The sequence below is a fragment of the Paenibacillus tritici genome, assembly GCF_013204885.1.
Taxonomy (GTDB): Bacteria; Bacillota; Bacilli; order Paenibacillales; family Paenibacillaceae; genus Paenibacillus_AQ; species Paenibacillus_AQ tritici.
Genome location: NZ_JABMKX010000012.1, coordinates 200,302 through 213,170 on the forward strand (window position 1 = coordinate 200,302; position 12,869 = coordinate 213,170).

At 53.2% G+C, this 12,869-nt stretch carries 9 protein-coding genes; 1 reads left to right on the forward strand and 8 read right to left on the reverse strand.

Annotated features, from left to right (window positions below; all coding sequences use genetic code 11):
- Positions 1-65: 65 nt before the first annotated feature.
- The gene (locus HQN87_RS22040; protein ID WP_173137697.1) at positions 66-509 is read right to left on the reverse strand and encodes a MerR family transcriptional regulator; all 444 of its coding nucleotides are present in this window, start codon (positions 507-509) and stop codon (positions 66-68) included.
- Between the two features lie 165 nt (positions 510-674).
- On the opposite strand from HQN87_RS22040, the gene HQN87_RS22045 reads away from it, so the two are divergent.
- Positions 675-1,535: an SDR family NAD(P)-dependent oxidoreductase gene (locus HQN87_RS22045; protein WP_173137699.1), complete on the forward strand. Its 861-nt coding sequence runs from the start codon at positions 675-677 to the stop codon at positions 1,533-1,535.
- A gap of 442 nt (positions 1,536-1,977) precedes the next feature.
- On the opposite strand, the gene HQN87_RS22050 is transcribed toward HQN87_RS22045, so the two are convergent.
- The 7 genes from HQN87_RS22050 to HQN87_RS22080 form a co-directional block, all read right to left on the reverse strand.
- Positions 1,978-3,744 (reverse strand): glycoside hydrolase family 2 protein, encoded by a 1,767-nt coding sequence (locus HQN87_RS22050; RefSeq protein WP_173137701.1) that lies wholly within the window; start codon positions 3,742-3,744, stop codon positions 1,978-1,980.
- Entirely contained in the window at positions 3,741-5,777 is a 2,037-nt protein-coding gene (locus HQN87_RS22055) for an alpha-L-arabinofuranosidase family protein (RefSeq protein WP_173137703.1), read from the reverse strand. Before HQN87_RS22055 ends, HQN87_RS22050 begins: the two co-directional genes overlap by 4 nt.
- A gap of 20 nt (positions 5,778-5,797) precedes the next feature.
- The gene (locus HQN87_RS22060; protein WP_173137705.1) at positions 5,798-6,694 is read right to left on the reverse strand and encodes a carbohydrate ABC transporter permease; all 897 of its coding nucleotides are present in this window, start codon (positions 6,692-6,694) and stop codon (positions 5,798-5,800) included.
- A gap of 18 nt (positions 6,695-6,712) precedes the next feature.
- Positions 6,713-7,672, reverse strand: a complete 960-nt coding sequence (locus HQN87_RS22065) for an ABC transporter permease (protein ID WP_173137707.1) — start codon at positions 7,670-7,672, stop codon at positions 6,713-6,715.
- 30 nt (positions 7,673-7,702) lie between these two features.
- On the reverse strand, positions 7,703-9,277 hold the full coding sequence (locus HQN87_RS22070) for an extracellular solute-binding protein (RefSeq protein ID WP_173137709.1): 1,575 nt from the start codon (positions 9,275-9,277) through the stop codon (positions 7,703-7,705).
- Between the two features lie 135 nt (positions 9,278-9,412).
- Entirely contained in the window at positions 9,413-11,011 is a 1,599-nt protein-coding gene (locus tag HQN87_RS22075; protein WP_254075608.1) for a response regulator transcription factor, read from the reverse strand.
- A complete protein-coding gene (locus HQN87_RS22080) occupies positions 11,012-12,814 on the reverse strand; it encodes a sensor histidine kinase (protein WP_173137711.1) in 1,803 nt (600 codons plus the stop codon). It lies immediately after the preceding gene.
- Positions 12,815-12,869 lie beyond the last annotated feature (55 nt).

A 12,869-nucleotide genomic window follows, 5' to 3' on the forward strand; every position in this document is an offset into this window, starting at 1 on the left:
GTGAAGGGGAAGCGGCGGTCTGCATTAAGCAGCCCCCTTCACCACCTGCTGCGGGATGCAAGAAATCAGCGTTTGCTTCGTGCCGGCATCCTGCGGCGGGTATCCCCGGTCAGCTCACATGCCTGCGGGCCAAGGCTGCCCTGCTCCACTTTGTTGTCGATAAAATCCACAACCTGCTGAAGCGAAGCAATCTGCTCCAGAATCTTCTGCTTATGAGTCAGGATCATCTCATGCAGCTCGGGATATTGTGACAGGTCCGAGTCGAGCGACAGGTTAAGGAAGGGACGCATATCGTCCAGGGACATTCCCGTCTTCTTGAGACAGGTGATCAGCTTCATCATTTCCAGATCCTGTTCGCTGTAGATGCGGTGGCTGTTCCCCTTACGCTGCGCCCGGGGCAGCAGCCCGATCTTCTCATAATACCGGATCGTATCCTCCGTGATTCCGGTCCGCTCCGCCGTCTCCTTGATTGAATATCCTGAGACTGGATTCTTGTCTGCCAGACTCATAGGGCTGCCTCCTTTGTATTGTTGTTGTTGTGCCTTAGGCTCATTCTATTGTATAACTTGGAGTCAGCTCCAAGTCAAATGTTAAATTCAGTTCTTGACCTGGAGTCGGCTCCAAGTTATACAATGGGCACCATTCACCACAATGTTCCCCAAGGAGGACTTATTATGACTATAGAACAAGCCCCACATACTGCGCTGATCACCGGCGCGAATCATGGAATCGGACTCGCGCTGACCCGCAGAATGCTAAGTGAGGGCTGGGAGGTTATCGCGCTCATCCGTTCAGCTTTCACTGAGGATGACCCCCTTATCCGCGGGGCGCTCAGCAGCAGACAGCTGCGGATATACAAGGCGGATTTAACAGACTTCGCCCAGCTGAAGCTTGCCTTGCAGGCTATTACAAGCCATGAGACGCAGATTGATCTGCTGTTCAATAATGCAGGCGGGAGCTTCCCCGAATTAAGCTTCTCCAAGCAAGGACGGGAGCTGCACTATGAACTGCAGACCGTTGTGCCGTATATCCTCACGATGGAGCTGAAGCCGTTAATTCTGAGAGGCAAGCTCCTCACCGTCATTAATACTTCTTCCAATGCTTTTATGATGAAACGCCGGTTCGACCCTGCGACGCTTGAGCGTCCGGCCAAGTTCGCCAAGCTAACCGGCCCTTATGCCGATACGAAGCTTGCCTTGTCCTTGTGGACTTCGGAGCTTGCCCCGGCGCTTGCGGCGGAAGGCATTATGATCCGCAGTGCCGATCCCGGAGGCAATAACACCATGCGCAGCGGCAAAAAGTCCGGAATCCCCTTTTGGCTGAGGCCCATTACACGTATGTTCTTCCCGGAGCCTACCCATGGAGCAGGCCTGCTGTACCAGGCTGCACTCGGCGAGCACAGCCGTAAGTCTGGGGTGTTCCTGATCAAGAATCAGGTGACCCCGCTGAAATTCACAGCGTACAGCCGTGATATACTGGCGAACGTCCAGGCCATTTACCAGCAGGAATTCCGCCCGGCCGGTAGCCCTTCCTGATTCTCAGGCCATGCTGCCACACACCTAAGCCTGCACACATCAAGCCCAAGCTACCCTGATAGGATGACTTGGGCTGGGCTTTGATGTATGTACGTTACCCGCACCTGCCAACTAACAAGTGGACAAACGTATCTTAATTTACCGACATCTCCTAAATAAACGGCAGCAAGTGGAAAAAGGGCATCTAATTATTGGTTTTTTGCCACTCTGGATGAAATGTGCCAAATTAAGTGTTGTTTATACAACTGCTGTTCCAACAGGAGGCAAATGCTTATCAGTAAGTGCTGAAAATCCAACTAATTCCTTAAATCGAATCGCACACTTCACACAAGTGGAAACGGCTTAACCGTCCTTTTAAATTAAAGGACGGCATTCGTTTCAGCGAGAAATAGAAGGACCAGCCCGGCCATTCCCTGGCCCGGGTCAGTCCTTATCCATTCGATTACTTCAGGTTGATCTCTTTAATTTTATCCAGCGGAATTTTCGGCTCACGCGCCTCTGTCAGCAGACCGTTGATTTCCTGCTGCACATCGGTGAGCTGGGTATAGCAGTACCCGCAGATATAATCCACACTTTTGATCGCTTGGGTCAGGCTTGCGAAGCGGTTCAGGAATTCTTCCTCTGATGCCACCTGATGCCCGTACCCCCAGCCCTTATCGGACTGGAAGGCGATCCCGCCGAATTCCGATATAATGATAGGCTGGCCTTGGTACGCATACCCCTCGGCGAAGGCATACTTCCATTGGTTGCAGGTGGTCTCTTTATTCACGATGGCCTCTTTGTTGTCACCATACCTGCTTAAGAAGCCGTCACCCATTTCAACGTAATCATGCAGGGTCAGAATATCCGACACGGTATGCTCCCAGCCATCATTCGTAATCACCGGGCGGTAGGGGTCAATGGCCTTGGTTAAGTGATAGATGCCTTCCGTGAATTTCTGCTGCCGCTGATCATGCAGAATGTTCGGCACGCCCCAGGACTCATTGAACGGCACCCAGGTAATGATACTGGGATGATTATACTGCTGCCGGACGATCTCCAGCCATTCGTTTGTGAAGCTCTCCACGGCGCGGTCATGAAATTCGAACGTTGCCGCCATCTCCGACCATACCAGCAGGCCCTTTACATCGCACCAATACAGGAAACGGGCATCCTCAATCTTCATATGCTTGCGTACGCTGTTATAGCCCATCGCCAGAATATAATCAATATCGGCTACAATCGCTTCTTCGCTCGGCGGTGTCAGGTGGCTCTCTGTCCAGTAGCCTTGATCCAGAATAATCCTCTGATAGACTGGTGTATTATTAAGCAGCACCTTACCGTTCTGGATGGAGACCTTTCTCATTCCGAAATAGGAATGCACCTGATCCACAACCTTGCCGCCTACGTATAGGGTGAACTCAACATCATACAGGTTGGGCTGCGCCGGTGACCAGTAGCTCCGCTTCCAGGGACCGCTTGCCTCATGCAGCAGATCGACTTCTATCGTCTGGCGGGGCCGGTCCATCCACTGGCTCGTTGTCTTAACCGGGACTCCCTTGAAAGTAACCGCGGCCTCCAGCAGGATCTTGCCTGCCGCCGTCTCTAGCCCGTGCAATTGAACATCGAACGAGACACAGGAGCGGTCGATGTCCGGAGTGATTTTTACAGAATCCAGCCGCTGCTCTTCCACATATTCCAGCCAGACGGTCTGCCAGATTCCGGTGCTCTGCACATAAAAGCATTCAAAATTATCCTTCGTCCAGCGCTGCTTCCCCCGGGGCTGGGTACAGTCATTACTGTCTTCTGCCTTTAACGTAATGCTGTTCTCCTTCCCAGAGATTAGATAGGGAGTGATGTCGAAGGAAAACGCAGCATACCCTCCCTGATGACTGCCTGCCAGGATGCCGTTCACCCATACCTTGGCGTGATAATCCACGGCCTGGAAGTGGAGAATGACCCTTTTTCCGGACGCCTCCCCGGGAATGAGCACTGCCTTGTTGTACCATACCCGGGGATGAAATTCCTGAATACCGATGCCGCTTGCCTGCGTCTCGTAAGTATATGGAACAGTAATGGTATGGGTTGCGTTCAACTGCTCCTGCCATTTCCCGTGCTCACCGGTATTCTGATCGTCGAACCGGAAGCCCCACTCCCCGTTAAGGGTCTGCCATCCCCCGCGGACGAACTGCGGTCTGGGATAATCCTTGATGTATGCTTTGGTTGTCATCGTACTCCCCCGTTCCGCCCGGCAGACCCGGTTCTGAATTCCAGCGCATAGACCGATGCCGGACGCAGCAGCCAGTTCTCCGCCCACGCTCCAGCAGGAACCTCGCTTACCTTGCAGGCGATGCGGTCCGGCGCGAAGACAGAATTGATCTCCCATTCGGATTCCCCCGATATTTCATATACCACTACAGTACCGTCAGCCTCAAATCCATGCATTGTGAAGGAAGCCTTCACTTCCTGCAGGCTGCGGTTTACAGTGAACACGGTGACGCTATCCCCGGATTCATTCGTGAAGGCCACCGTATCCAGATCCGGCAGGGCGTCCAGATGGATAGGCGCCGGTCTGCCGGACCTTACGGAGAAAGTGCCGCACTCTGCAACTGAAGGAAGCAGACGGGAGATATCGCGGCCGGCATACAGCTTCATGACTTCATAGGTTGGCGTGCCGTAGACGGTTAACGGATGCCCGCTCCAGCCCGGCAGCTTGCCGCAGTATTGATCGGCATAATAATCGCCTACCCGGATACACCCGCCAAGCCATCCGTTCACCAGATCGGAGAAGCTGCCGATTTGCACGATGTCGCTTGCCCGCAGCATTTCGTTCAAATTAGCGGCATTAGCCACCGCAGCGCCCAGCGTATGCTCGTCCGGCAGCCCTTTGCGTACCGTGTTGGGATAATACATTGTATTGTATTCGGTAATTGCCAGCTTCACATGCGCATGGTCCGGGTTGGAGCGGATCTGGCCTGCCGTCTGTTCTATATTGTAGCGGGTCCATTCCGGGAATGAGGCAATGGCCTTATAGCGCTCTTCTTCCGGTGTGTTCTGGTCCATAGCAAACCGGTTATAGCCATGGTAGAGATGTAAGGTCAAATAATCAATCTGTTCACCCGCGGTATCCAGAACAGCCCGGTTCCATTCCTGATCGGTATGTCCGCAGGCCAGAATAACGAGAGAAGGATCTGCCTGCTTCATAGCTTGAATGAAGGACACGGTCCGCTTGGCGAACTGCTCCGCCGTAGTTGTTCCAACCTGCCAGGGTCCCCACACCTCGTTGCCGATCTCCCAATACTTCACATTATAGGGCTCCGCATAGCCATTCGCGGCCCGCTTCGCGCCCATGGGAGTATCGGTCCCGCCATTGCAGTATTCCACCCACCTCGCTGCCTCCTCCGGCGAGCCGGAGCCGTCATTCACGCAGATCAGCGGCTCCACACGAAGCTCCCGGCAGAAGCGGATGAATTCATCTGTGCCGAAGTATTTGCTGGTCCATCCTCCCCATGCCTCGTTGAACATAACCGGGCGCTCCAGCACCGGACCGATCCCGTGCTCGAAATGATAGGCGCTGATATAGTTCCCTGCCAGCCGCATCATCCCGGCGTTCAGATCCTTCGTCATTTCGACCACCTCACGTTTTACGGTACCGATGTGGTCTTCGGGGAGCAGAGAGACATGATCTAACCATAACATGCCGGTAGAGACATGATCCCTCCATCTGGGATGCTCAGCGGGAACATATACCCGGAACTCTGCATCTTCGCTGTTCCGGCTGACGGATAGTCCGGCCTCATACTGCTGCCAATTATGGCTGTCCAGCCCGATGCGCTCCAGCCCCAGGCGGGCTTGGCTGATCCGGTCTACGGCTTCAACAATAATATAAGTCAGCTCGACAGATGCCCTCGCCACCAGCTTAACCGTATACATCCCTTCCTGGAGAGCTGTCCTCTGGGCGATGCCGGCATAGGCCTCATCATCGCTCAGCAGGCGGATACGCTGGGCGCGGCCCGAATGCTTCGGGGCAGACGCTTCAAGGGCATATCCGGTATTCCGCCCGTTCGTGAACGCATACCAGCTTCCCGCCACGCCCGCCGTACTCCCCGCTTCACTCTCGAAATCCATATCCTTCAGCGGATAAGCCAGCATGGCTTCCATATGATCGCGGATATCCTCCACAAAATGTCCGAACAGGTACGGGTTGACCGTATGCCCGCTTGGCTGGCTGCAGTCGATCCTTATCGTTGCTTGGTTAGACAATTTCACTCCTCCGTTTCCGATTAACCTTTAATTGAACCAATCATGACACCTTTGACGAAGTGCTTCTGGACCAAAGGATACATCAGCAGCACCGGCAGGCTGGACACGATAATGACCGCGTATTTAATGCTCTCGGAGAGCAGGATTTGATCCTCCAGTCCGACATTCCCCCCGTCTGCGCCGGCGGATTGACTGATCATCAGTATCTCGCGCAGCACCAGCTGCAGCGGGTAACGGTCCTCGCTGCGGATATAAATCAGCGCATTGAAGAACGAATTCCAGTGCCCCACGGCATAGAACAGAACCATTACAGCAATAATCGGTTTCGACAACGGCAGAATAATGCTGATCAGCAGCCTCCAGTTGGAGCAGCCGTCAATGTGCGCCGCCTCCTGCAGCTCCCAGGGAATACTGGATTCAAAGTATGTTCTCATCACAATCAGATTGTACGTGGATATGGCTCCGGGAATAATGAGCGCCCACATCGTATCGACCATCCCCAGGTTTTTGACCAGCAGATAACTGGGGATGAGTCCACCGCTGAAGAACATCGTCAGGGTAACAATCAGCATTAGCAGCTTGCGTCCGGGAAGATCCGGTCTGGATAGCGGGTATGCCGCAAGCAGGGTCATCATAATATTGACACTTGTTCCGACAACAGTGTAGATCAGCGTATTGCGGTATCCGGTCCAAATTTTATCGTTGTGCAAAATATTGCTGTAGGCTTCCAGTGTCACGCCCTTGGGCAGCAGCCAGACCTCCCCGTTCAGTACTTTGGCGGGATCACTGAACGAAGCGCTGACCACAAATAGTAACGGATAGAGCACTATAACAATGATTACCGCTGCTAGCAGGTATACGATTACGTCGAACCGCTTTTCATCGGGTGGGGCTTTCATAATTACATCCTTAGGCATTGCCCGTCTCCTCCTCCATTACCACAGGCTCGTATCCGACGTTTTGCGCGCAAACCGGTTCACCAGCAGGAGCAGCGTCAGGTTAATCAGGGAGTTGAACAGCCCTATTGCGGCAGTATAGCTGTATTCGCCCTTTAGAATGCCGGTGGTGTATACAAAAGTGGAAATCACGTCGCTTGATTCCAGATTCAAATTATTCTGCATCAGCAAAATTTTCTCAAAGCCGATGTTCATGAACTGTCCAATGTCCAGAATCAGTAAAATGACGATCACAGGGACAATTCCAGGCAGTGAGACATGCCAGATCCGCCGGATACGGGAGGCGCCGTCCATCTTGGCCGCTTCGTACAGCTGCGGATTAATTCCGCTAAGCGCAGCGATGTATATAATGGATTGCCAGCCCATGTTCTGCCATATGTTTGAGCTGATGAAGATCGTTTTGAACCACGCGGCCGATTCCATGAAGCGGGTCGGCGTTCTGCCAAGCGCCTGAATTAGCATGTTGACCGGGCCGCTCGGGGAGAGCAGCACCGTCAGAATGCCCACGATAACAACAACAGAGATAAAATGCGGGATATAAGTGACGTTCTGCAGTAATTTACTGTACCTCTTACTGCCAATTTCGTTGATCAGCAGGGCCAGCAGAATCGGAACCGGAAAAGCAATCAGCAGGGAGAACAGGTTGATGGACAACGTATTCCAGAGAAGTCTCCAGAAATAATAGGAGTCGAAGAAACGCTGGAAATGCTCGAAGCCCACCCAGCTGCTGCCAAGGATTCCCTTGCCCGGGTTGAAATTCTTGAAGGCGATCTGCAGCCCGTAGAGCGGGCCGTAATGAAACACCAGGTACCATGTGATCGGTATTAACAGCATGAGATACAAGTCGTATCTTCGGGCGATTTGCCTGATCAGGCGGCGCCCCGGTTCCCGGCGGGACGGGGGCGCTGCGGCAGTAGTATGAATTTCAGCCTTATTCATGAACATCCGCTCCTATCCAGGTGGATCTGCCTATTTCTCCATCTTGTCGTAAGCTTCCTGATAAATTTGCTGCAGCTCTTCCAGATTCATCTTTTGGAGGGTCGACTGGAATTCATCCCACTTGTCGAAGCTGAGTGCGCCGGCGATAAACTTCGTGCTCTGTTCTTCGTAATATTTGTCAATATCATTCCGGAGCATGTTCACCTTCTGGGCTGTCGCTTCGTCAAACATCGGAGCGGCATAGCGGATTTCCGGCATATACGGGTCGAGCGCCTTCTGCGCTTCCTGCACCTGAGGCGGATTGATATAAGAAGCTACATGCTCACTGATCAGATGCGGCGCCCCTCCGCCGGCATAAGGAGTGATTTTGGGCTGAGTTTCAGAGGTTGAATACTCTGGCTTGTAATACGGAATTCCGTCCTTCAGCTCATAATGCTCGCCTTCCCGCCCGAACCGCAGCAGCGTCGAGCCTTCGTCGCTATAGAAATAATCGATCCAGCGCATGGAGATTTCCGGATATTTATTGACGGAAGTAATGGCATACGCCCCAAAGTCACGCGGGATCGGAGACGTCTGGCTCTGCATCCGGTCACCATGCGGACCTGCTGGCGGCGCGATGCCGATGTATTGATCCGAGATCGGCAGGAAATTGTTATTCGTCTGGTCGAAGAACATCCCCGTCAAGCCGGAGCCCTGCTTGGCCAGGAACTGGGCCTCGGTATGGGAGAACACTTCCTGGTCCAGCAGCTTCGCGGCGTACAGCTTGTTCAGATACATGAGCATTTCCTTGTTCCGTTCGCTGCCCATCCAGATTTCGACCTTATCATCCTTAAGGTTGACGTTATAACCGAACTGCTGATCCAGTCCGAACGATCCGCTCATCATCGTGGCGACACTGAGGCCGACGCGGGCAGTCAGTGGAAGTTCGTCCTTCTGTCCGTTGCCGTTCGGGTCCTGATCACGGAAGGCGACCAGCACATCGTACAGCTCATCCGTCGTCTCCGGCACCTTCAGGTTCAGCTTCTTCAGCCAGGCCTGGTTGATCCATTTCTTGTCCGTCCGCGCCGCACTCAGGCTAACGATACCCGGAATCGCGTAAATATGACCTTCCGGTGTCGTAATGCCCGCGCGGATCTCCGGATACTCATCCATCAGCTTGTTGAAGTTCGGGGCATAGTCCCGGATCAGATCCTCCAGTGGAATAAGCTGGCCGCCCGAGCCGTAACGGACGGCCTCCAGTGGGGTGATCCCGGAGCGGTACATGACATCGGGCAGCTCGTTGGAGGCGAACAGCAGATTCTTCTTCTCCTGGAAGCCATCTGTCGGCGCTTCGGTGAACTCCACCTGAACATTGCTCAGCTTCTCATAATCCTGAAAGACCGGCATGTCCTTGAACGGTCCGTTGACGGGCGCAATCCGGGTGAACATGCTCAGCTTCACCGGCTCCTGCACGATAGGGAATCCGTCCTTGCTCACGGATTGATCTGCTGTTGCCTGAGGTGCAGCCTCTTTGTTGCTGCTGTCCACTCCTGAACTGCAGCCGCCCATTGCCAGTGCGGCAATGACCATAAGACTGACCGCCGTTTGATTTCGTTGTCTGCGCATGTCTGGTACAACCTCCTTATATATCTCACTGATCCTTCGGTGTAAGCGCTTCCCTTGGTGTGGTTTTATTATATCCGGGCCAGCGAAGAGGGGGATTCTACATATATGACTATTTACTACACTTATCTTACTGTTTCACTCCGCAGCAGGCTGACGGCTTACAAAAGCATGCGGCGTCGTACCGGTCAGCTCCTTGAATACTTTGAAAAAATAATTATACGTCGTGAACCCAACCTGGCTGCTAATTTGCTTCACAGTGTATTTGCCGCTTTCGAGCAGCCTGCAGCTGGCATCAATTCGGACACGGTTCAAATATTCGGAAAAGGTCGTCCGGGTCTCTTCTTTGAAGATCCGGCTTAAGTAAGACGGGTTAAGCCCGATCAGGTCGGCAGTCAGCTCCAGCGTAATGTAACTCTGATAACGTTCCAGAATAAGCTGAATGGCTTGGGACACATGCCGCGAATAGCTACCTTGTGACTGTCTGCGGCGGAGCCTGCCCAGCAGGCCTCCGTAATAAGCTTTCATCCACTGTTCCAGCCCGGCTACGCTGTTGATATTGCCCAGCTCTTCCCGGGACGGCAATCCGCCAGCTGCATCTTCGTCCTGCGTCAGGGTCTTGTCACCTATTGCCAGCAGTTCGCTGACAATCATCTGTACACTTGGCGAATGAAGCGGAAGCTGCTGAACAGGGGTGAATACGTCGGTAATGGACTGCTCTATCCCTTCCCGATCCAGCCGCTCAATGGCCAGAAGAAGCTGCTTCTGATTCCCGATCGTCATCAGAAGACGCGGACTGTCCGCTTCGGCATCCGGCTCTTGCCGTGCAGCCGCGTGATCGAGGACTCGTTCGGCCGAACGGTAACTGGCTTCGAGCTTGGACATGCTGCTGCACATATGACCAATGCTATAGGTGCATTTCAAGTTCAGGAATAGCTCCAGCGAATGGCTGGCATTGCTAATCAGCCGGTTGGCCTCACTCGCTGCAGCCTGTTCGCTCCGTTCTCTGAATGCGAACAGGGCGGCCAGACGCCCATTCTCAACATACACGGCCATCCGCTCAGGCAGCTCGCCGAGACTCTGCTGCATAAGCTCTACCGCCTGCCGGACCAGACCGTTAATCTGTACGTCACTGCGTGATTGTGTCAACAACAGGAAGGGAACGATTTGGACAGCGGCAGCCATATAGCAGACCACACCGGGCTGAAGCCCGCTCCGTTTCATGCTTTTGTCAAACATGGCTTCAGCCTCCGGCTGTCCGGCCAGCAGCCGGAGTGCCTGCTCACGTAAATCCCCGGGACTGCTGTCCGCAGCAGCGCTTCCCTCCTCCAGCCCGGGGACTGGGGTCACGGCCTTCTCCTGCAGCTCTTGTGCCACTTTCTTCAGAACGGAAATTAGCGATTGGTCATTCAAGCGGTGCTTCAGTAAATAGTCGGCAGCCCCGTTCCTCAGGCACTCACGGACATAATCGTAATCGTCATAGCTGCTGAGCATGATTGTCTTTACAGCCGGGTACCGCTCACGGATGGTCCGTTGCAGCTCTACTCCATTCATGCCGGGCATATTCACATCAATAATTGCAATATGCACCAGCAATTTCTCACAAGCCTGGAGCGCCGTCAGACCGCTGTAGGCTTCCCCGCAAATCTCAAAACCATGGCTGCGCCAATCCGTCATCGTCAACAGATGATGATGTACCAGCGGTTCATCGTCTACCAGCAATACTTGAATCAACATTCAACCTGCCTCCTCTGCGGATGGTTCATCCCTGCGAATTTCCGGGAAACGGATGACCACCTTGGTATACAGCGCTTCTTCACTAAACAGCCTGATACCGTACGGCTCCCCGTACATCCTGCTGATTCGTTCATGCACATTACGCACGCCGATTCCGCTGAAGCGCGAAGCGCTCCCCTCCTTGACGGATTCAAGCAGCTGCTGCATGGTTTCCTGAGACATCCCTGGCCCGTTATCCATAATTTCTATCAACAAATCCCCGCTCTCCCCGTAGACTCTGATCAGAATCAACCCGCCTTTGGCTGCCGGGACCACTCCGTGCAGAATGGCATTCTCCACAATAGGCTGCAGCATCAGCTTGAGCACCCTGCACTCCAGCAGATCATCATCTTCCACTTGAACCTGAACCGATATCGGCTCCATATATTTGTATTTCACAATAGATACATAGCAGTTCATATAATCCAGCTCTTCCCTGAGCGTAAGGAATTCGCTTGAATTCCCGAGTACCCCGCGCATTAGCTCAATTAACGAGCCTGATACCTCCTCGATATTCGGCACATCATTCAGCTTGGCCAGATACTTAATAGTATTGAGGGTATTGTACAGAAAATGGGGGCGGATCTGCGCCTGTAGTGCCGTAAGCTCTGCCTCCCGCTTCGCCTGCTCGCTAATCCGGATATCCTGCATCAGCCGCTGCAGATCATCAATCATGCTAATGAACACGGTGTAAAGTTCACCGATTTCGTCTTTTGAGTCCATACCCATACGCGGAAAAGATAAGTTGCCGTCCTTCACCCGCATCATCATCGTTTTGAGCCGCCGGATATGCAGCGTAGTCCGGGAAGACATCTGCAATGCTCCCAGCAGAACTGCGGCAAACACGATGACCGATACTTCAATCATCAGATTCCGGACCTTCACCGATTCGCTGAGAAGAGAATCCAGCGGCACAAGCGCCCGGGTAATCCAGCCTGTATCCCCGGAGCGGCGGCTGACTACAATATAGGACTTACCGTCGATCTTCTGCTCTGCCGCCTCTTGCACAGCAGTTCCCGCAAGCTGCGGGTGAGCATACACCGTGCTTAGCATTTGCGGGGAGAGTGACGCAGGCGCAGCTCCGGAAGGGTACACCAGCTCCATCTGTTCATCCAGTACATATAGAACACTGTCTGCTGTCGGCTTGACGCCATAGGTACTCCGAATGAAATCATAGTTCAAATCCACCATTACGACGCCAATAGATTCCTTGTTGTACCGGATCACACGGCCGACAGAAATCACATCCGTGCTGCCTTCCTGTTTGAAATAAGCATGGCGGTCCCCATGGTTCAGCATGTAGTCCATCGCTTTGGTCTGGAGGAAATTCCGGTCAATCCAAGGACCCCCGGTGAAGAACACTTTACCGTTCAGTCCAATCACAGCTATGCGTGTGATATAAGGCTTATAATCAATCAGGCCTGAGAGAAACTCATTGATCCGCTTTTGCTCCTGAAACCACTCGTAGCTGATCTCCTCGCTGGGACTCAGCAATATATCAATGACCGTATTTTTATTCGTGACGGCGACAGTGTTCAGACGATCAATCTCTTCGAACATATGATTCAGCGATTCGTCGGCTTGACGGATACTGTCCGCGACCGAAGTAATCGCATTCTGCTTAATCGTCTCACGCATATTCAGATAGATGATAGAAGTAACCGTTACGATCGAGAACAGACTGAGCAGTCCGAACGCGATGAATATTTTCCCCTGAATCCCCGGCTTCGGGGATAATTTATGGCGCAGCGCTGCGAATCTCATAGCGGTCTCTCCTTCCCGTAAGGGAATTGTCTTCTAGTAAGCGCTCTCATATTAT

Coding starts and splice junctions, on each gene's coding strand:
- HQN87_RS22040 (WP_173137697.1), bottom strand. CDS start 509: ATGAGTCTGGCAGACAAGAATCCAGTCTCAGGATATTCAATCAAGGAG.
- HQN87_RS22045 (WP_173137699.1), top strand. CDS start 675: ATGACTATAGAACAAGCCCCACATACTGCGCTGATCACCGGCGCGAAT.
- HQN87_RS22050 (WP_173137701.1), bottom strand. CDS start 3,744: ATGACAACCAAAGCATACATCAAGGATTATCCCAGACCGCAGTTCGTC.
- HQN87_RS22060 (WP_173137705.1), bottom strand. CDS start 6,694: ATGCCTAAGGATGTAATTATGAAAGCCCCACCCGATGAAAAGCGGTTC.
- HQN87_RS22065 (WP_173137707.1), bottom strand. CDS start 7,672: ATGAATAAGGCTGAAATTCATACTACTGCCGCAGCGCCCCCGTCCCGC.
- HQN87_RS22070 (WP_173137709.1), bottom strand. CDS start 9,277: ATGCGCAGACAACGAAATCAAACGGCGGTCAGTCTTATGGTCATTGCC.
- HQN87_RS22075 (WP_254075608.1), bottom strand. CDS start 11,011: ATGTTGATTCAAGTATTGCTGGTAGACGATGAACCGCTGGTACATCAT.
- HQN87_RS22080 (WP_173137711.1), bottom strand. CDS start 12,814: ATGAGATTCGCAGCGCTGCGCCATAAATTATCCCCGAAGCCGGGGATT.